At 33.3% G+C, this 20,792-nt stretch carries 18 protein-coding genes and 2 pseudogenes; 9 read left to right on the forward strand and 11 right to left on the reverse strand.

Features of this window, described 5'->3' with window-relative positions; genetic code table 11:
- A partial coding sequence (locus tag VKJ25_RS00695; protein ID WP_324234710.1) for an FxLYD domain-containing protein occupies nt 1–382 on the reverse strand: 382 nt, incomplete at its 3' end.
- Between the two features lie 19 nt (nt 383–401).
- Entirely contained in the window at nt 402–2,117 is a 1,716-nt protein-coding gene (locus VKJ25_RS00700) for a flavin monoamine oxidase family protein (protein WP_324234711.1), read from the reverse strand.
- A gap of 117 nt (nt 2,118–2,234) precedes the next feature.
- Here VKJ25_RS00700 and VKJ25_RS00705 point away from each other — a divergent pair, with 117 nt between their 5' ends.
- A complete protein-coding gene (locus VKJ25_RS00705) occupies nt 2,235–3,119 on the forward strand; it encodes a PPC domain-containing protein (protein ID WP_324234712.1) in 885 nt (294 codons plus the stop codon).
- A gap of 323 nt (nt 3,120–3,442) precedes the next feature.
- Here the strand turns inward: VKJ25_RS00705 and VKJ25_RS00710 are convergent, their stop codons facing one another.
- Nucleotides 3,443–4,303 (reverse strand): alpha/beta hydrolase, encoded by an 861-nt coding sequence (locus tag VKJ25_RS00710; RefSeq protein ID WP_324234713.1) that lies wholly within the window; start codon nt 4,301–4,303, stop codon nt 3,443–3,445.
- A 195-nt stretch (nt 4,304–4,498) separates the two neighbouring features.
- The gene (locus tag VKJ25_RS00715; RefSeq protein WP_324234714.1) at nt 4,499–5,125 is read right to left on the reverse strand and encodes a hypothetical protein; all 627 of its coding nucleotides are present in this window, start codon (nt 5,123–5,125) and stop codon (nt 4,499–4,501) included.
- A 509-nt stretch (nt 5,126–5,634) separates the two neighbouring features.
- Here VKJ25_RS00715 and VKJ25_RS00720 point away from each other — a divergent pair.
- From VKJ25_RS00720 to VKJ25_RS00735, 4 genes are all read left to right on the forward strand, one after another.
- Entirely contained in the window at nt 5,635–6,183 is a 549-nt protein-coding gene (locus VKJ25_RS00720; protein ID WP_324234715.1) for a GIY-YIG nuclease family protein, read from the forward strand.
- A 228-nt stretch (nt 6,184–6,411) separates the two neighbouring features.
- On the forward strand, nt 6,412–7,197 hold the full coding sequence (xth, locus tag VKJ25_RS00725; RefSeq protein ID WP_324234716.1) for an exodeoxyribonuclease III: 786 nt from the start codon (nt 6,412–6,414) through the stop codon (nt 7,195–7,197).
- Nucleotides 7,198–7,549: 352 nt separating this feature from the next.
- The gene (locus VKJ25_RS00730) at nt 7,550–8,146 is read left to right on the forward strand and encodes a nitroreductase family protein (protein ID WP_324234717.1); all 597 of its coding nucleotides are present in this window, start codon (nt 7,550–7,552) and stop codon (nt 8,144–8,146) included.
- Nucleotides 8,147–8,323: 177 nt separating this feature from the next.
- Complete coding sequence (locus VKJ25_RS00735) at nt 8,324–8,584, forward strand: hypothetical protein (protein ID WP_324234718.1); 261 nt, start codon at nt 8,324–8,326, stop codon at nt 8,582–8,584.
- Nucleotides 8,585–8,836: 252 nt separating this feature from the next.
- Here the strand turns inward: VKJ25_RS00735 and VKJ25_RS00740 are convergent, their stop codons facing one another.
- From VKJ25_RS00740 to VKJ25_RS00750, 3 genes are all read right to left on the reverse strand, one after another.
- Entirely contained in the window at nt 8,837–9,610 is a 774-nt protein-coding gene (locus VKJ25_RS00740) for a class I SAM-dependent methyltransferase (protein ID WP_324234719.1), read from the reverse strand.
- A gap of 245 nt (nt 9,611–9,855) precedes the next feature.
- Nucleotides 9,856–10,626, reverse strand: a complete 771-nt coding sequence (locus tag VKJ25_RS00745; protein WP_324234720.1) for a peptidylprolyl isomerase — start codon at nt 10,624–10,626, stop codon at nt 9,856–9,858.
- Nucleotides 10,627–10,983: 357 nt separating this feature from the next.
- Nucleotides 10,984–11,841, reverse strand: a complete 858-nt coding sequence (locus VKJ25_RS00750) for a TIGR00297 family protein (protein ID WP_324234721.1) — start codon at nt 11,839–11,841, stop codon at nt 10,984–10,986.
- Nucleotides 11,842–12,293: 452 nt separating this feature from the next.
- Between VKJ25_RS00750 and VKJ25_RS00755 the strand changes: the two genes are divergently transcribed.
- The 3 genes and pseudogenes from VKJ25_RS00755 to VKJ25_RS00765 all read left to right on the forward strand — a co-directional run bounded on the left by VKJ25_RS00755 (nt 12,294) and on the right by VKJ25_RS00765 (nt 14,226).
- On the forward strand, nt 12,294–12,731 hold the full coding sequence (locus VKJ25_RS00755; protein ID WP_324234722.1) for a VOC family protein: 438 nt from the start codon (nt 12,294–12,296) through the stop codon (nt 12,729–12,731).
- Nucleotides 12,732–12,964: 233 nt separating this feature from the next.
- A pseudogene (locus VKJ25_RS00760) lies at nt 12,965–13,739 on the forward strand (Uma2 family endonuclease).
- A 304-nt stretch (nt 13,740–14,043) separates the two neighbouring features.
- Nucleotides 14,044–14,226, forward strand: coding sequence for a hypothetical protein (locus VKJ25_RS00765; protein ID WP_324234723.1), 183 nt, complete (start codon nt 14,044–14,046; stop codon nt 14,224–14,226).
- Between the two features lie 162 nt (nt 14,227–14,388).
- Here VKJ25_RS00765 and VKJ25_RS00770 read toward each other — a convergent pair whose 3' ends face one another.
- Nucleotides 14,389–15,003, reverse strand: coding sequence for an esterase/lipase family protein (locus VKJ25_RS00770; protein ID WP_324234724.1), 615 nt, complete (start codon nt 15,001–15,003; stop codon nt 14,389–14,391).
- 454 nt (nt 15,004–15,457) lie between these two features.
- On the opposite strand from VKJ25_RS00770, the gene VKJ25_RS00775 reads away from it, so the two are divergent.
- Nucleotides 15,458–15,901 carry a hypothetical protein gene (locus VKJ25_RS00775; RefSeq protein WP_324234725.1) on the forward strand — a complete coding sequence of 148 codons (444 nt, stop codon included), beginning with the start codon at nt 15,458–15,460 and terminating at the stop codon, nt 15,899–15,901.
- A 677-nt stretch (nt 15,902–16,578) separates the two neighbouring features.
- On the opposite strand, the gene VKJ25_RS00780 is transcribed toward VKJ25_RS00775, so the two are convergent.
- The 3 genes and pseudogenes from VKJ25_RS00780 to VKJ25_RS00790 all read right to left on the reverse strand — a co-directional run.
- The gene (locus VKJ25_RS00780) at nt 16,579–17,685 is read right to left on the reverse strand and encodes a tetratricopeptide repeat protein (RefSeq protein WP_324234726.1); all 1,107 of its coding nucleotides are present in this window, start codon (nt 17,683–17,685) and stop codon (nt 16,579–16,581) included.
- Nucleotides 17,686–18,777: 1,092 nt separating this feature from the next.
- A complete protein-coding gene (locus tag VKJ25_RS00785) occupies nt 18,778–19,539 on the reverse strand; it encodes a 16S rRNA (uracil(1498)-N(3))-methyltransferase (protein WP_324234727.1) in 762 nt (253 codons plus the stop codon).
- Nucleotides 19,540–20,324: 785 nt separating this feature from the next.
- Nucleotides 20,325–20,792: pseudogene (locus tag VKJ25_RS00790) on the reverse strand (hypothetical protein); the annotation flags it as partial.

Raw genomic sequence — 20,792 nt, forward strand, 5'->3', positions numbered from 1 at the left:
CAGGTTCAGCAGAAATATAACCATTATCAATAATATTTCCGGCATCATCTAATACTTGATAATTTACTTTAATTTGTTTTACAGTTTGACAACTTTTATTTGCTACTTTGCCTGTTAAAAAATTCCCATCATAGTTAACATTACTAATGGGTATTTCTGTAGCTTTAATTTCCTCGGAATTACAACTAACTTTTGTTGTTTCATTGATAGTTTCTTGGTTGCCACAAAGATTAACTAAATTAATAGTTTTTCCCTCTGAAGTTTTCATATAACAAATTGGGTTGTCAAGCTCAGAATAATTCTGAGCTAACAAAGAACTACTTGTAAAACTCCAAGATAAAAAAGCTAGTATGAAAATTTTAGTCAGAGATAAATTCTTCATAATTAACCCATTTTTCAACCTAATTAATTAGTGGCAAACCCCGATTTTGGCGAACATTCTTAGCTGTAGGTAGTCGGCGACGTTTAATTTGATTTTCCGACTGTACAGACTGTTTAATTCTTAAAGCTTCAGTAGTTGCTGTTAAACCCAAATCATCTAAAATTTCTATCGCAGCAACTTCCCCACTATCACAACCACCTTCCATCCAACCTTGATATTCTAAAGAAGTGTGTTCTCCCGCAAAAAATATATTCCCTACACGCTCTCCCTCTATACCATAAAACCGCGTCCACTGCCCTGGAGTGTAACACAAATAAGAACCACGGACAAAAGGATCTCCAGGCCAATAACTGCGAATTGCTTGGGATGGAATTGCCACACTACTGATACCAGGAAAAACAAGTTCTAGTTGAGAATTTAACTGTTGAGCATGAACTTCAGCAGTAGCAGCTCCTATTGCTACACCTTGAGTACCACCAATAAACTGCGTCATCAGACCAGGACCTGGAGTGTAACGACTTTCCGCACTTTCCCAAGTAGCTTGGAATCCTAGATCGGAACGAACATTACCTGTAGAGCTGTAGCGAGTACGCCAAATTTTTTCTTGATAAGCAGTTGCTAACTTAGAGTTAGTTCCGTAGCCAGTAGTATCTATAGATAACCTTTTCAATGGGGGTAAATCTACATTAAGCTGTATTTGTCGCAGTAAAGTAAATGGTAATGCCAGCAAAATTCGCTCGTAAGTGCGGTCAAAGGTACTATTACCTGACCTTAATGCTACTTGATATCGACCATCAGGAAGAGAATTAATTGCTTCTAATATTATTCCAGTTTCAATGGAATTAAAAAGTCTATTTGCCAATTCTATAGGGATTCGTTGATTACCTCCTGCTACATGAAAACGTTCATCACTGGTCCCAATAATCTCAAATTCTCCTGTTTCAGTACCGATTAAATAGAGTAAGTTAAGACAAGATTGTTGTTCTGCATCAAGACCGTACTCACCGGTGTAACCAACTCGGATGATTTGACGAATTATTGATGTAGTTTCTGGTATTCGGTCTAAATATTCCGCGATCGAGAGATTATCTAGTTCTACTGCTGCTGGTGTAGGTTTGGTATAGTCTTCAAAATCATCGATCGCTTCTAAATCTGCATCAATTTGTGCTGCCACAGGAGCAAAGTCTCTGACTAATTCTTCCATTCCTATTCTACGACCTTCAAAAAAGAATGTGTCTTGTGTTTCTAAGCTCTCATCCGCTGCCAACAAGTCTACAAGATTTAATCCTAATTCTTCTGCTATACCACGGAGACAAACATGATCTGTATCTATTAATTCGCCACCCAGTTCTACTGAGAATGGTGTACCTAATGCCTTCTGGGTAGTTAGCATTCTACCACCGACTCTATTTCTAGCTTCTATCACATTTACTGGCACTCCTGCCTGAGTGAGACGGTAAGCTGCGGTTAATCCGGCAATTCCAGCACCTACTATTAATATGGGTGTAGTTTGAGCCATCGCCCTTTCCCCACCCTTATAAAAATTAGAAGCGGCCATTGCTCCAGCAAACCCTAAACCTCCTTGTAACAAACGACGGCGAGTAGTCCGAAATTTACTATTTTGGGTTTCTCTCACCATCCCTAATAATTCATCGGTGGGAACGCCTGTTTTGCGTGACATTCTAGCAATTTGGTAGGCATGACGTAATACTTTCATTAAGGAAGATTTAGTCATAATTAATGTCCTTTAATTCTTAAATATAAATTTTTAATTTCAAGCATAAATTAATAGATTGTAGTAAGATAACATTACTTAGGTTAAACTGTAAACTCAAAAATAAAATTTTAAGAAATGTTAACTATTGATACTCTATTTGATGAAAATTTTTATTTGGCTTCAAATCCTGATGTAGTAGATGAAATTGCTGGGGGAAATTTCGTTAGTGGGTTAGACCATTTTCTGAATGTGGGTCAATTTGAAAATCGCGACCCCAATGCTTTATTTGATACGAGTTTTTATATAGAAACTAATACTGGGGTAATTGGTGCTGTTGAGATAGGTGCTTTCACAGCGGTAGAACATTTTTTACAGTTTGGTCAATTTGAATTTCGCGATCCTAGTCCGGTTTTTAATACTGCTTTTTATCTCTCAGATACTGAATTAGCTACAGCTTTAGAATCATCAAATTTAAGACCTTATGAACATTTTATTAGGTTCGGTCAATTTGAAAATCGTGACTCTACTTTTTTGTTTGATACTGAATTTTATTTGAGCCAAAATCCTGATGTAGTGGAGTTACTAAATACGGGAATATTTGCTAGTGCAATTCAACATTATGTTTTAGTTGGTTTACCAGAAAATCGTTTGAGTACCGCTCCAGAGATTGAAGATAATTTGTTAGATATTACTGGTAATTTGGGTGTGTTAGGAACGGCTGCCGTTAATGATTTTGTGGGTGATGGAAATCGGGCTGATATTTATAGTTTTATTTTAAATACTCCTAGTAGTTTAGATGTAGTTTTAGGTGGTTTAAGTGCAGATGCAGATATAGAATTAATTGAGGATATTAATAGTAATCGAGTTGTAGAAGGTTTAGAGGTGTTTGCTGAGTCGAGAAATGTTGGTATTGTTGATGAGAGAATAGTTGTTGATTCTTTGCCAGAAGGTAATTATTTTGTCAGAGTTTCTCAGTTTAATGGTGATACAAATTATACCTTGTCTTTAGAAGCTAATTAGATCATGACTTACGCAGATGAACCCAGAAACCCGGTTTCTTTGCGTAAGTCCTATAGATAATGGATAATGGATAATTGATAATTACAGCAGCTCTCGTTTCGGTAAACCACATTAGGAACGTTGCATAAGCGCGTCCCTACAAGATTTTGGTTATAGATCCGGTGGTTTGTCCATTTGAAAAGCGCTGTAATCTATGAGACCAACACAACTAAAGCAAAAGAGTAAGCAGGGAGCAGGGAGCAGCGATCACCGAGAAAGAATTGATTATTTTTTTGGGGATAATTGATTTATAGTAGATTAGGTCAAGCTGTTAATTACCCTAGTTAATTATATCTACCTAAAAAAAATTCTTGTAATGTTTTTAGATAGCGATCGCCACCTACTTGACTCAAGTTATTATGTCCAGCATCTGGTAATAATACCAGTTTTTTCGGTTCGGGTGCAGCAGCAAATAATTTTTGACTCATAGTTACAGGTATAACTTTGTCCTCCATACCATGAATAAATAAGACTGGCACTTTTATTGATTTGATTTTGTTAATGAAGTCAAATTTTTGTGTCACCACCAACTTCAAAGGAAATATCTGGATTCTGCGTCTGTATTGAGCCATATCTTTAATGGAAGTAAAGCAACCTTCAGCTATCAACCCTGCTGCTTTTGGTTGTTGTAAACAGAGATCGACAGCGATCGCTCCTCCCAGAGAGTGTCCGTAAACAAAAATCTCTTCTGGTGAAAAACCTTTTTCTTGAATCAAATAATTCCAAGCTATGGCAGCATCTTCATAAACTCTCGTTTCTCTAGGAAATCGCCCTTGACTATTACCGTATCCCCGATAATCAATCATAAACACCGAAAACCCTAGCTGATATAGTTTTGCTACTCGCTCAAGATTGCAACTTTTTTCATTAGCTGCCATGTTACCACTGGCACCATGTAGGAAGAGAATAACTCTATTGGTGGGTTCAGTTTGGGGAATCCACCAACCGGATATTTGTTCGGTCTGGTTGTGAGCAGTTGTAACTGATAACCAAACTTCTTCGTAAGGAAGATTAAAAGTAGCAGGGGTAGCTAATACCAATGATTTAGGTTCAAATATCAATCGGTTTTGCAGTAATCTTAATAACATAAAGCCAGAGAAATAAATACTTGCTAAACCCATTAAAGAAGTTTGAAAAATACTCATTTTTGAAACTATACTTCATTTATTATTTACAACAAAATAATATGACAACTAGGAATGATTTATAAGTTCGTTAAGAACAATCAAGATAAATCAAAATCTTTATTAGATTCTGACTCTTGATTCCTGATTGCTATATCTATCTAGCTCTAATGAAGCTGATAGCTGATGGCTGACTGCTGAATGCTTACTGAAGAATTAAGATTTTCTAGTATTCTGTAGTTTTTTAACAGCCCGAATTAGATGAACCAAGTATGGCTTAATAATATCTTGATTTAGTTCTTTTAACTTAGTTATTTGTGCTTGTAATTCTTCTTGAGAAGTATTGTTTGTTGACTCTAAATCAAACTCTATACTGTTCTGTAAATATGTAGCTAAATCTTTTAATGATTGTATTTCTTCTTCAATATCTGAAAATTTAATATTTATTGCTTCCCAATCTTCTTTTGTAATTGTATTGTATTCAAAGTTTGATTGATTTAGAGGAGAATTTAGAGAGGATTCTGGAGCTTTTTCAAGAATTGTTTTTCCTAGTAATTCTAATTGTTTAAAAGCTAAGTTCATATCTGTTTTTAATTCTACTATTTCATTGTTTTCGTTATTAGTTTGTTTGTTAACTTTTTCTTCAAATATTTTGCGATTAATTCTATTCAAAAATAATGCCAATGTTATCGGAGCTACAGCCAATAAAATTTCTTGAAAGAACCAGCCAAAAAATGAACCAAACGCTGAAGCCCATAAAGCACTATGTTCTACTATTTCTAGCCAATTAAGCTGATTTTGGGGATTGTTTGAAACTTTTGATGATATTTCTCTATTTTCCATAAATATTAGATCCCCATTATTATGTGTTTAGTTGTAAGCATTCAGCTATTAGCCGTCAGCTAGCTAATGTCTGACGGCTGTTTGCGCAGCATTCCGTAGGAAATGCTTACCTTAATAGATTAATACAAATTTTTATCCAGGTATTTTATCATAACTTGTTGTGTAAAATTATATCTTAACAATTATTCATATTTACTCTCAGTAGTTAATAATGAAGTATTTGCTCAACCCCCTCTTTTAAAGGTAAGACAGAATAATTAGAGGAAAAAAACGTATTTTTGATAACCGGATTTGATATAATAATTAGTCAGCATTCAGTTATTAGCCGTTAGCTTGAGCGCCAACCCTATCTAAACCTTAAAATGGCTTTAATGAATATAATGTTTAAAGTCGGATTTGATAGCAAGATTCAATTTACTTCAACTAACTAAAACTTTTTTTTTAACTTAAAATAAATAGCTGACTGCTAAATGCTGAATGCTGAATGCTTATAATAACTGATAACTGAAATGACTAATACTGAAATACAAATACCAGAATTATCCCAATTAGAATATTTACCTTATATTGATTCTGAAGGAAATTTACCATCATTATTACAAGGAAAAATTGGTGTTTATGGAATTTTTGACCAGGAAAAAGAATTACTATTTGTCGGTTATTCTCGTGATGTATATCAGAGTTTGAAACAACATTTAGTTCGTCAACCTAATAGTTGTTATTGGCTAAAAGTGCAAACTATTGAACGCCCAAATCGAAGTATATTAGAAAATATAAAAACAGCTTGGATTAATCAAAATGGTTCCCTACCTATTGGCAATGGTGCAGCAGAAGCAAAATGGAATCAACCTATAGATACTAAACAAGAAATGACTGAAACAGAAAAAGTACAATATCAAGATCCATTAATTGATGAAGTTGCCAAAGAAAAACTATTAAAAAATATAGCTAGGCGAGTAGAAGCTAATATTTTAGAAGTATTAAAAAATCGAGGTTTACAAGAAAATATTCGTTTCAATCCTAAGTTAAAAAGCAGTGGTTTATTAGATTTGAAGTAAGCATTTTCTACTTCCTAGATAATGATTTATGAAAAAAATTGTAGGGTTTGGGTCTCCCAAGTCAAACCAAAATATTAGGAAGAATAAATCAAACTAAATATATAGATAATGATTTATGAAAAAAATTGTAGGGTTTGGGTCTCCCAAGGCAAACCAAAATATTAGGAAGAATAAATCAAGCTAAATATATTTTCTACTCCCTAATACCTAATACCTAATACCTAAATTATGAAAATAGCTACTTGGAATGTAAATTCAATTCGCACTCGTCAAGAACAAGTTATAGAATGGTTAAAAGTAAATTCAGTTGACGTTCTTTGCTTACAAGAAACTAAAGTTATTGACCAAGATTTTCCGCGATCGCCTTTTGCAAAATTAGGCTATCATGTTTATATTTCTGGTCAGAAATCTTACAATGGTGTGGCAATTTTTAGCCGTTCCCCAATGCAAGATGTTACTAATGGATTTGCACCTATTTTAGGTGATAATAAAGTCGGAGATTTTGACATACAAAAGCGCTTAATTACTGGAATAATAAATGATGTTTGTATTCTTAATCTTTATGTTCCCAATGGTGCTAGCGTCGGTAGTGAAAAATATGTTTATAAACTTCATTGGTTAAAATTATTGCAAGAATATGTTAAAGTAGTTCTTGATAAAACACCAAATTTATGTATCTGTGGCGATTTTAATATTGTCCCAGAAGATCGAGACATTTACGATCCAGAAGGTTGTAAAAATTCTGTAGGATTATCTGATGCGGAACGGCAAGCTTTACAGCAAATTCTCAAGTTAGGATTAGTTGATGCTTTTCGTCAGTTTACCACCGAAGGAGGTCATTATAGTTGGTGGGATTATAGAGCAGCAAGTTTTCGCCGTAATCGTGGTTGGCGTATTGACCATCATTATTTGAGTTTACCCCTTTCTCAAAAAGCAATCAGTTGTATCATCGACAAATCTCCCAGACAGTTACCAAAACCTAGCGATCATGCACCAGTTATTGTGGAATTTTGAAGGCAGGAAGAAGGAAGAAGGAAGAAGGAAGAAGGAAGAAGGAAGAAGGAAGAAGGAAGAAGGAAATGGCAACAAATAAACTTTGAAATTAACAGGACTTACCCATCAACGCTATTAGTAGTGGACTGACAAAGCTAAAGCCTTGTAGGGGCGGGTTTCACTATTAAGTTAACGAGTTTTCACACTAAGTCAGATAAACCCGCCCCTATCCCATGCACCATTATATAATGATAAAATTATGCCGATGACTGGTGGTACGCGAAATCATAATCAAATATACCTGAAGTTCAACCAAGATATGTTACCTTAACATAAATTATTCAGTCTTATAGTGGAGGTAAGTCAGAAGTTAATGGAAAAACCAGCAGATAATCAATATCCAATCAACGAGTTACTCAAACAACGTTGGAGTTCTCTAGCTTTTGCTGAGAAAATGGTTGACTCACAAGTATTACTTTCGCTTCTAGAAGCAGCACGATGGTCTCCTTCTTCTTTTAATGAGCAACCTTGGAGTTTCATAGTTACCACTAAAGAAAACCCCACTGAATATGATCGCCTTCTTAGTTGTTTAGCACCAGGAAATCAACCTTGGGCAAGTCTTGCTCCAGTGTTAATGATATCTGTTGCTAAACTTTTCTTTGACAGAAATAATAAACCCAATAGACACGCTTTTCACGATGTAGGTTTAGCAGTTGCTAGCTTAACTTTTCAAGCAACAGAAATGGGTTTGAGAGTTCGTCAAATGGCAGGTTTTGATCTTGATAAAGCGCGAGAATTATATAGAATATCAGAACAGTATGAACCAGTAACAGCTATAGCTATTGGTTATCCAGGAGAACCGGAGATTTTGCCTGAGTCTTTACGGGAGAGGGAACTGTCTCCCCGCAGTCGTAAACCTATAAGTTCTTTTGTGTTTACTGGAAAGTGGGGTTCTAGTTCGTATTTGTAGTCATAGTTTGTAGAGGGTACGGTTCCCCATAAGTTGGAGACCAAACCCCTACGGAGCATCAATATACTCATACTACCGGGTTTGATATCAGAGATTCAGCAAAGTAACCGATACCTTACTATGTCACAATTCTCTATCATTAATATTATTTATAGATGTTTATTTTTAATAAGAAAAATGAAAAAGCTGATCGGATCTATTATTATCGTAATTCTGTTATTTGTCTCTTATATTGTAGAGAAGAGGTATTTAACTAAACCTGCAAGTAGTGATAGTAATGTTAGTAATGTCAAAAAAATAGATGTAGAAGATTTGGTAGATGGTATGGAAGAAATGGAAGATAAATGTAAGGAAAAAGGAGAGAATGTCAAGGTAGGAAAAAGAACTGATTTAATCAGGGGGAAATATAGTTTAAAAACTTATGTAGGTTGCGAGTGAGTTGTGGTTGTATGATTAATGTACGAGGCAAATTTGCAGTGTGCGTTATACTGTTTCACCAAAGTTAAAAATCAAAAGTCATATATTTAAGATTTTAGAGATTCAAAATTTTAACAGCACAGTCATTTCAGGAAGTTATTTGATATCTAAAAGTTGGAAATTATTTGTAAAATTCTTTTTTCACGTTTGGCATTAGAAGGCTAAAATTTAGACTGAGAAGGATATTTAGAAATCCTGTGAATGCCTACAAAATTAAGTCTTTTTTCCTATATAGAAAACATAACCATAAAACTGTTTATATTTATAATATAATTCAGCTTCATGCTGTTGATTTTCTACAAGTTTTTCGGCAGTTTTATTACCTAAATATTTTTGCAAAAATTTTTCCTGTACAGCAACTTGAGGAGCATAAAAATTCTCAGTCCAACAATTCTCAGGCAGCACAAAAGTAGCAATAGGAATATATCCAGCTTTTTCCATTTGTTTGACTTTATTAGAAATAGTATCTATTTCTGGATATTCATTATTCCAAAATTCATTAATTTCCCCTGGTCGTTCTTCAGTAAACCACGATATCTCGGAAACAGCAAGGAAAGCTCCTCTCTTTAAAAACTTATACCATTCATTTATGCCTCGTTCAAACCCAATATTATAGATTGCTCCTTCTGACCAAATTAAGTCTAATTCTTCATTTTGAAAAGGCAGATTTTCCATCGAACCAACAATGCCATTTACTCTATTTTCGAGATTCAATTTCTGACTATTAATATTGAATATATCTATAAAAATCGGAGACAAATCAATAGCTGTAATATATCCTGATGTATGATTAGCGATCGCCATTGTTTGACCACCAGTTCCACAACCTATATCGGCAATTTTTGATTCATTGGTCAGATTATCAATAAAGCTTAAAGCTTTAATAGTTACTTCCGAGCTTCCTGGTCCTTGTCGTTCTAATTTTGAATAATATTCGTAGATTAATTGCACATCAAATTCGTGAATGGATTTATTTTCATTACTCATATTATGTAGAATCCGCTATCTCAGTTTTCTTACTAATTTTAAACTGGTTACACAACCCCTAGTTTCGTAACTAATGGGATATTTTTTTTACTTGGAAATCCCTAAAAAACCGGGTTTGTTGGAGAAAGATGTCAGTATAATAATCCACCTAATACAAACCCAGTTTCTAAACTTAACATAATGAATAATGAAACTATCTCTCATTATCAATTATTAATTATTAATTATCCATTATCAATTATTAGTTAATCATTCATGTGGAGAGTAATTTTGGTATTTTCTAGCCTTTCAGATATCCAGCGTTCAAATAATTCACCCTCTAATTTTTTCTTGATTTCAGGATTATCTAAAGAAGCACCTTGTAACTGTTCTAAGCGAAATATACTCCAAAATTTATTAGTTTCAAAGGGTCTTAAAACATCTCCAATATTAACAGAACCAGAATTAATTGCATCCCTTAAATCTTTCGGCAAACTAGCTAAAGTAACTGCACCCATCATCCCATTATAATTTTTATCATTTGTGACCGAATATTCTTTAGCTAAATCTTCAAACTTTCCTCCCTCTTCAACAATTTTTCGATACACAGCATCTGCTAATTCTTTATCTTGAACTACTATTCTAGATAAAATTGCATAATCCAAACTAGCTTTACGCTGATTAAAATATTCTTCTATTTTTTCTGCAACAATAGAATCTTTTAATTCCTTCAGTTTAAAAGAATTTGTTATTTGTGATTCTATAGTGCTATAGCTAATTTTATTTTCCTGCATCCATTCCTGAAATTTTTGCAGGTCTTCCAGCTTTCTTTGCAATCTAAAATCCATAATTGCCTGTTGAATAACTGCTGGATCTACATTGATATCTTCCCTAGATTGTAATTCTTTTTCCATTACATGTTGACGTGCAATTTCTGCGACAAAAGACTGTAATTTTCCAGAAGCTTGCAAATATTTGAAACCTTGCGCCCATGATAATTGCTCTGCACCTATTGTTAACAGTGGTTTAGATTCCATTGGTAAAAGTCCTCCAGTTGCTAATACACTACTTGCAAATAAATTTTGTAAATTTTCTACGGAATACTGCGCAAACAGCCGTCAGCTATTAGCTAGCTTTCTGGGTCGGAACTGCACAATTTAGCCAGTTATTGAGTTATTAACTCACTGTCACACTACAGGGGGGATTAATCCCTAAGGAGAATTAAAACTAATAAATCAAATTCCCGATTGTTCAACCTTAAATTTGCTTAATTTTGGCAAAAGCTGGCGGCTGAAAGCTTACTAAATTTTAGTCTATCTTAAACGATAATATAACAAACTTAATTCAGATAATTTTGCTCATCAATAAGTTTTAACTATATTTTTATTGAAATTTCACTGCATAATTTTACAATCAGGAAAATAAACTAAAATTGGGGAAATAAACAAGCTCATAAGTAATAAGTTATTACTTTTTATGGCATAGTACCAAACTATAGCTAATAGAATTGCAGCGATCGCTCCTATTAATGTATTTATAATATTTACTACTTCATTGGTTAGCCATGCAAACTGAGACTGCATTGTTGCCCCAATTACACTCTCCAAATTAGTAGCAATAAAAGCTGCAATAACACAAAAAGCGATTCCTGTCAAATTAATTAAACCTACAGCCCAACCCAGGAAAGCGATCGCTACAGAAGCAAAAATACCTGCTAAAGTTCCTTCTAAACTTACAGCACCCTCTGTACCTCGTGACACTGGTTGGAGAGTGGTGATTAAAAAAGTCCGTTTACCGTAAGCTTTGCCTACCTCACTAGCACAAGTATCAGAAAGTTTGGTACTAAAGCTAGCTACATAACCCAAGATTAGTAAAGATGGTAAATTTTCTATGGGAGGATGATTTGGGTATAAGAGATTAATAACTAAAACACCCACAGCACAGATAGCAGCAGTTAAGGCCGAACCCCAAACATTTTCTGGTCCTCTTGCTCCTTCCCGTTTTTCCGCAATACCAGCAGCTTCTTTTTCGGCCATTCCAATGCGAGTTACACCGGAACCGACTAAAAAATAAAATCCTACTACTGCATATCCAGGCCAACCCAAACTTCCCCAAATTAGGACTCCTAATATCCAAGCGTGAACTATTCCTGCAGGGGTTAATAATTTTTTCGGGACAAAATAAACGAGACTAAGTAAAATAGTGTTTAAAATTACAGCTATTAACCAAGGATTCATTGAATTAATAAACATAGATAATTAATAATGAATAATGAATAATTAATAATTGATTTTCAGCAATAATATCATGTCTGGTTGAATAGTTATCATTGGGAACAAATGGAAGAAATTATCTCAAACCCGTATTTATTGCTTCTTTCCACTGAATCAGCATCGCAATAACTTTACAGTTAGTGTTTATTCCGACATAATATTAAGACCCTATTTTTTGAGTAAGGTTTAACTTTTGCTTCATAGTAAGCATTCAGCCGTCAGGTATTAGACAGCCTCTTTCAGAAGAGCTTCGCTAACAGCTATAAGTTATTAACTTATCCTGTCTTTCAGGAAGAATTAATCTGCAAAAAGTTAAATAGAAAGAAAAATATCTTCAGCTAATTTTCATCAGTTCTGTGCATTCGCTCAGTTATTAGATGATTGCTAATAGCTGATAGCTGAATGTTTAAATTATCCATTATCAAGTAACCATGAATCAAGTTATTTTTCACTTAGCTTTTCCTATAAATGATATTGCTCAAACTAAAGAATTTTATGCCAATGGTTTAGGTTGTCAAGTTGGGCGAGAATCTCCAAATTCAATAATTTTAAATCTTTATGGCAATCAAATTGTTGCTCATGTTGTTAAAGAAATTTTAGCACCACAAAAAGGAATTTATCCGAGACATTTTGGTTTAGTTTTCACTCAAGAAAGTGATTGGGAAGCATTGTTAAAATGTGCTGAAAAAAATGAATTAAAATTTTATCAGCAACCCAAACGTAGATTTCCAAATTCTCTTTTAGAACATCGCACTTTTTTCTTAGAAGACCCCTTCCATAATTTGCTAGAGTTCAAATATTATTATCATCAAGAAGCAATTTTTGGCTGTAGTAATTATCAACAAATTGGCGATTCTGTAACAGTTTAAATTAGAAAAATAGGGACTAGGTTTAATAATTAATAATTAATAATTAACTATTAACTATTAACTATTAACTATTAGGGTTTGCTGAATAATCATGGAAAATAGGATTGCTATATATTAGTACAGTCGTAAACTATGATTATATCTGTGATAAGGCAAAGTAGTAGAAACATCTTCCTTCTTCCTTCTTCCTTCCTTCTTCTTCTTTCTTCCTCCTTAAAATAATGACTACAAAAATAGAAATTACTGCATCAAAAGAACTGGATATTAACTCTATTCCAGATCATACTCAACTACCAGAATCAGACGGTACATTTGTGAAAAATTTTCAAGAACATCATCAAAGCATTCTATTAACTGATTCTATCAAACCTATCCTAGATAAAATTCATCCTGACGGACAATATGCCATAGGACAAGACTGTGGAATTTATTGGCGATTAACTGAGCCATATCTTAGAGGAGCAGAAGCACCAGACTGGTATTATGTTCCTGAAGTTTCTCCTCTTTTAAATGGAGAAGTACGACGTTCCTATGTACTTTGGCAAGAATATATTGCTCCCCTTATTGTATTAGAATTTGTTTCTGGAAATGGTGCAGAAGAAAGAGATAAAACTCCACCAATAATATCGGATAAAACTGATAAAAAAACCTGGTAAATTTTGGGTTTATGAAAAAGGGATTAGAATTCCGTTTTACGGGATTTATGAAGTTCAAAAATCTGCTGTTGAATTATATCATTTAGGTTCTCATGGTTATGAATTAATAAAACCTAATGAAAGGAATCATTTTTCTATTCCCCAGTTAGGTATCGAGTTAGGTATTTGGCAGGGAATTTATAATAATATCGAGTTACCTTGGTTACGTTGGTGGGATAATCATGGCAACTTATTATTAACTGGTGAAGAACGTGCTGAACAAGAAAGTCAACGCGCTGAACGAGAACGTAAACGTGCTGAAATATTAGCTGAAAAGTTACGTCAAATGGGAATAAATCCAGACGAAGAATAATCTGAACTGTTTTATTCTCTAAATGTATTTATTTAGAGCTTAATGAATAAATTTCAAAGCTTTTATAAATACAAATTTTAGCATTTTTAGATATAGAAAAAGTACCTGCTTTACGGTTCCCGAAAAATCAGTTCAACTATGCACAGTTCTCGAAAAATCAAAAAGTTACAATTTTAAGCACATTATTGGGCAAAAAAATTACTTTCCGGCTCCTCTACTCCCCCGCTTCCGTAGGGAAGTTGTATGCAACGTCTCTACCCTTAAAGTAGCAGGGAGAAGCCAGAATCCAGAATCCAGAATCTGTATGGGAATAGGAGTTACAGAAGAGGTAGGAGGAAGAATTATCTTTTCATTTACGGTTCCCGAAAAATCGGCTAAATTATGGCAAAAAATCCTAGATTTTTTTAGCTTTCAAGACTTAAAATCTGGCACTTTTGACCTACCTAAAAATGCTAAAAAGTTTATCTCTAAAGGCTTTCATTTTTAATCAGCAAACCCTAATTATTCATTCAACAATTCAAGCTTGGAAGCCTCCCCTTTCCTTTTAAGGGGATAAATCAAAAATTTTCATAATTAGTCAATCCCTTTCTTTGAAGAAGGCGTAATTATTAATTATTCATTATTAATTATTCATTATTAATTGCTGAACTTATTCTTTTTTCGATTTAATTTCTCTTTTTAATTCTTCAAAAATTACTTTAAAAACCTTTTCATCTGATACCATCCAAGCATGAAACAAAACATTTATTTTAATATCTCGACCTACTGGAACTTGAGAACTTTTAGCAGGTACAATCATCGCATCATAGGGAGTCCAAATAGAAGTAAAATTTATTCGGTTTAATACATCAATATCTTGGTTTAAATTTTCTAGAAAACTGCTTTTCAGACGCATCTGTTTGGATGCTGCTAAATTTAAAAAATAACCTGTTAATGTACCGTTATGAGGAGCAGAAATAGTAATAAAACGTTGTACTTTCTCAATGCCTCCTAATCTTTGCACATAGTAGCGACTTACTATTCCTCCCATGCTAAAACCTATTAAATCAAATGGTTGATTAGTTGGAAATATTTGATCTACATAATCTGCTACTTGTTCTGCTAGTTTATCTAAACCTAAAATACCGTAGTTAGGAACTAAATTAAAAGAATATACTTCCCACCCTAATTTCTTTAGGTATTTAGACATTTTATTAAATATTTTGGTAGTGTCAAAAATTCCGTGGATTAATAATACTCGATTAGGTTTATTTAAGCTTTCCATATTCCTTTTTAAATATTTCTAATTCTATAACAATCCTATTTTATTTGTCTATAAAAATCTTACCTCTTTTAGGGAAGTGGTTTACTCTCTAAACCAAAGTCACCATCGCATTTGGAGACTAAACTGCTATAGTCTTGAAAATTATGAGATATTTGTAAAAAATTATAATTTTTTCCCAAAAAAAAAGAGGTATAAAGCCTCCCCTGGTTCGGGGATGAAAAAATTTTAACTCAGTATTTCAAGCCTCCGAATTTAGTCGGAGCTTCACTCTCTACTAATAACTGAAATGACCTTGAATTTTCCCTAACTATTAAATTTAGAGTCCCTATCATGGTACTTAATGTTAATTTTTATTAAAAAATATAGATAAAAGTTACGCCATGTCATAAATTAATCTTAAAGTATTAAGCTCTAAGCAATAGTACAAAAAAAATCATTTTAGGAGATAAAAATCATGTTTATTGGAGGATTATTTGCCGGAATTTTCGGTATTCTTCCTTTTGGCAAAAAGTCAGAATATCTATTAGAATTTGACAAGACAGAAAAAACCAGCACCCCCAAAGCAGAATCAACTCCAGCTACTGTAGCAACACCAGCACCTACAAAAACTGAAACTGAACCTGCTAGTTCTGAAACTCCAAAAGAGGCAAAACCTAAAGTTTCTAGTGCTAAAAAAGCTCAAAAAGTTAAAACACAACAGTCTAAAGTTTCTCAAGCACCAGCACCACAAGTTGACATAATAAACGTTATAAATCCGCAGAAAAAAGAAGAGAAAAAAGAGGTAGTATTATTTGCTCCTAACTTTTTAATGCCAAAACCTACTGCCAAGCGTCGTCGCCCTGGTCCTAGTATGGGTATGTTCCGTGGTATAGCTAAAGATATGAACTTACCAAGATAGTATAGTATTACGCACAATTCAGAAGTTAGAGTTGACTTCTGATTCAGTTTTTCCGCAAGGAATGCTGCGCAAACAAAATTTAGAAATTTTCTAATTTATACTTTGACTGAATAGGCATCTCCAGACCAATAAAAAATAGATAATTAATTAGTAAGCATTCAGCTTTTAGCTGTCAGCTTTTAGCTATAAAATTTTCACCTTTAATTTTTTTTACTCAGATTTAATTTTGAAGAATAAAGACTTTATCAAAAACTAGAAGTAGTAGGTGATAGCTGTTAGATGACTGCTGAATGCTTACGTTAATTGATTTGATTTTTGATGATTGGAGATGTCTAATAAATTAGGTTTTAAATTAATAATTACTATCTAAGAAAACAGCAGAATATCAATTATCTCAATTTTCTATTCTATTAGGAATTTTCTAAGTTATACTTTGACTCAATAGACATTTCCAGAACAATAAAAAATAGATAATTAATTGATTTTATCTTTGAAATTAGGTTTTAAATGAATAATTACTATCTAAGAAAATAGCATAATATCAATTATCTCAATTTTCTATTCTATCATTAACTGGTTGCTATATAACCATTGCAGAGATACCCTTATGCAACGTCCTGAATACTCTACTATCTTTATCAGAATCGGTATTTTTTTACTTGGAAATCCCTCATAACCTAATTTTTTAAGAATACTAAAGAACTATATAATTGGAAAGCTGAATCCCACATTGTTTCAACTTTACGCGGAATATCAACGTGAGACTTAAGACGACTTAATAATTGAGTATAATCTCTACTTGTTACTTCTCCAAAAGCAGTAAAATCAGACCAAACTTGCACTTTATCTAATCTTTGATCAATTATATTTACTAAGTTATTCCATTTACTTCTATTAGTAATTTGTGGTATTAATAGGGATTGTTCTTCAGTTTCAATAGTAAAACCAATTCCTTTTTGATATTGATAACTTTGGTCGCAAAATCTAATAATACTACCGCGACTAGGCAAATGTAAATCTAATATATTTGCATAATCTTGAGTCATTTTCTTATGCCTAATTTTTTGGGAACGTCGTCGAGGATCGTAATCCATTGCATCCATAAAAATAGGCAATAATCCTTCAACTTTTACTGCTATTTCTGACCAATTAAAATTTAAACTTCCCATCTGTTCTTGCTCATTTAAGCAAACAATATTTGCTTCAGGAGAAATAGATTCAAAATATTGAACTCTAAAAATATGTATCTTTTTAATATCTGATATTTTTGCCCAAAATACAGGAATATTTGCTTGCAGCATTTCTTCACCATAAACTTTTAATTCTCCTATTGCTCCTATTCGATAAATTCTCCAACCTCTATTTTGTAATTGCATTTTCGCAGAGTAAGGATCGATTTTCATAATTCTTGCGAAATTATTGATAGCTTCCTGTTTATTTTCTTGATTAATTGGTTCAATAATCAGTAATCCTGGTTCTGTGTTTTCCGGATTAGATTTAGCCACAGCGATCGCTTGTTGTTGACGATTTTTTTCGATATTTTCTATTCTTTGTAAACCTTGACGTGCTTTTATAACTACTTGTGGGTTAGTTGCATCTTTGAGCAATTTTCGATAAAATTTTTCTGCTAATTTTAAATTATTTGTTTCTTCGCACCACTGCCCAATATATAATTGTATCAACAAATTTTCAGGATGTTCTTTTTGCAATTTTCTGAGTAGTTTGCCTGCTTGTTGATATTTTTTTTCTTCTAACAGAGTCACAACTTCTTTAATTTCTTTCATATATAATCTTCCTATTTAAGCTGACAAAAATATTTCGGTAACAGGGAACGGTCATTTCAATTATCAGTTATCAGTTATCAGTAGAGACTAAATCTCTTACTAAAGTCAGAGGCTTCAAATACTGAGTTAAATATTTTTTCATCCCTTTTAAGGGTGAGGCTTTATACCTTATTTTTTGGTAAAAAAATAATTTTAAGTTTCCTATTTAGGGCTTACATTTAAAAGTTTGATGATTAATTTAGGAAATAGGGAACACTTTTAACTATCTGCTACGGCAAAATTTTAGGCATTGTTAGAATCAAAAATTTACCATTTTGAAACAACGTTTTAATAGCTAAAAATTAGGTACTTTTTTCCACATCAAAAGGCTAAATCTTTTATCTCTCAATCTTTTGATATTTCCATACGCAAGCCCTATTTATCAAATAAATTACAGAATCCATCAATTATAAATACTACTAATTTACTCCTTTTTCCTAATTAATTCAGTATTCCCTATTTCCTGTTCTCTGTGTAGTTAATGTAACAATATTTTATGAAATTGGTATAAAAAATATCTATATAAATTAAAGTTATAATAATTTGCCAAATATATTTATAATTTAAACTTAATTTTCCCAAAAAAGTTGAAAGTAGCTCTTTAGACGAAAAAATGGGGGAATTTAGATGCGATCGCGCTTTTTTTAGTCATTTACTCAAAGTCTTGATATGCAAGAAATACAAGGTGGTTGCAAAGAAACAATTTTTCGTGTATTTTGGAAGTAAGTGATTCGCTCTGCGCAGGTGCTTAATAAAATGAAAAAGAGAATTTATGAATAGAAGTGCGATCGTGTAGCGGAACATAGATAATTGATAATATCATGTTCGTTGGTATCGGAGCGTGTAAAAAGTTAGGAAAATATCTACCTCCTGCAAGGTTTTTCCAACTCTAACAACTCTTTACTTCTTCCTTTTTCCTTACCTTCAATTTATACAATACCGATGCTACCGGACATAATATAATAGAAATCTGCTGATTAAATAAAAAGATTGACATTCTTAACACCCCATCCCCCTATCTTTCCACCTAATTTTATAGTTTTCAAATGAGTTCTATATATTTCTTCTTTCTAACACAGAATTAACAATAGATAATGCAACTAAAGGAGCAGTAACCGCTCTAAGGATACGCTTACCAAGAGAAACAGCTTGAAAACCCGTAGCGATCGCTGCTTCTATTTCCTCATTAGTCCAACCTCCCTCCGGACCCGTAGCAATTACAATTGATTCTTGTTTTCGATTATCCAATAAACTCTCCAGCAAAAGGGAATAACTATTACGAGCCACACATATATATCTATCACAATTAGTCGATAAATTTTGACTTTCAAATAATGCTAAAGTAGCAAAATATTCTCCAACATCTCTAATTCTTGGAACTACTTGACGTTCTGACTGTTCAGCAGCTTCAGTAGCAATTTTCTCCCACCTTCTTAACCTTTGCGGACTAGGTTTAAGCAAAGTTCTAGAACTAATAACTGGAAAAAATTCAGTAACTCCCAACTCCGTACTTTGCCGCACAACCTCATCAAAACTATTACCTTTAGGCAAAGCACAAATTAAAATCAAATCTATTGGTAATTCATTTTGAATCGAAATTTCTGCTTCTAAAATAGCAATTAAACCACTCTTTCCAGAAACATCTAGTGAAAGTTTAGCTAACCACCATTTACCCTCACCATCCATGACAATAAATTTTTCTCCCACTCCTAAACGTAACACTCGTCCTAAATAACGCTGTTGTTCAACAGTTAAAAAAACCTTCTGTTTATCAATTTGGTGGGAAGCGATCGCTAATCTTTGTAAATCAGCCATTTTAGAGAATATTTAGGGTTTTCTGAAAAACTCTTTTTGCCCTTGAAGGGAGTAGGGAGTAGTAGGGACCTTGAATGGAACTTCCGTACAGAGTCAAGAGGAATAAGGAGTTGTAGAGGATGTACACGGTTCCCGATAAATCGGATATTTTATCCCTTGACCTTAGTCCTCCTATCCTAATCAAATACTCACTTTTTTTGCCAAAAGGGGCGAAAATATGGTGCTTTTACGGTTCCCGATAAATCACGACCAATAAAGGCTAAAACTTTAGAATGTCAATACTTCTATAAATAATTCAGAAAACCCTATTTAGGGTTTTCTGAAAAAGTCTTTTGTAAGCATTTAGCCGTCAGCTATAAGCTATCAATTTCTAATACAAATCTACATTTCCCACCACACAATTAATTATATGGTTTGACGACTCAAACCTTCGTTTTTATACTTCAATTCTCTAGTCAAACATATGCTAGAAATTCAAAAGCTGTTTGTGCAGGGTTCCGCAGGAAATGCTTACAGTATTTTTCAGGTTGTGGGGAGTATTTTTTTGCCAAACTTATGCTCAAAATACTAACTTTAGGAATAGCTAAATGCTTAAGTTAAATTTGCCACACAACTTTCAATTATAAGAAAATCATAGATTTTTTTATTAAACGGAAATAGTAACAGAACTATTTCCGTTTATTTGTTCCTTTTGAATTTTCTTTGTGAGTAACTTTATACTATGATAATACTCCTCAGCATTCCTAATTTTATTTTTTCTAGTTAATACAGCTAATTTTATTCAACTAAAAATTAGTTTCATCAGTAGTAGTTAAACTTTCATTTCTTCTTATTTTTTCCAAGTATTCTGCTATTGCTTCAGTTGCTAATTGAACTACTGGTTTACCCTGACGCTTAGATTCTTCTTTTAGCTTAGTATAAATTTCATCCCTCACACTAACCCGATGTCGCATTTTGCTAGTATCTTTAGGTTTCTCAGCAGGAGCTACTGGTTGACTTACCTCTTGATTTACAGGTACAGGTGTCAGAGCTACTGGTTGACTTACCTCTTGACTTACCACTACTGGTGCTGTCGGAGCTACTGGTTGACTTACCCCTTGACTTACAGGTACAGGTGCTGTCGGAGCTACTGGTTGACTTACCCCTTGATTTACAGGTACAGGTGTCGGAACTACTGGTTGACTTACCCCTTGATTTACAGGTACAGGTGTCGGAACTACTGGTTGACTTACCCCTTGATTTACAGGTACAGG

The sequence above is a fragment of the Okeania sp. genome, assembly GCF_035285525.1.
Classification (GTDB): Bacteria; Cyanobacteriota; Cyanobacteriia; order Cyanobacteriales; family Microcoleaceae; genus Trichodesmium.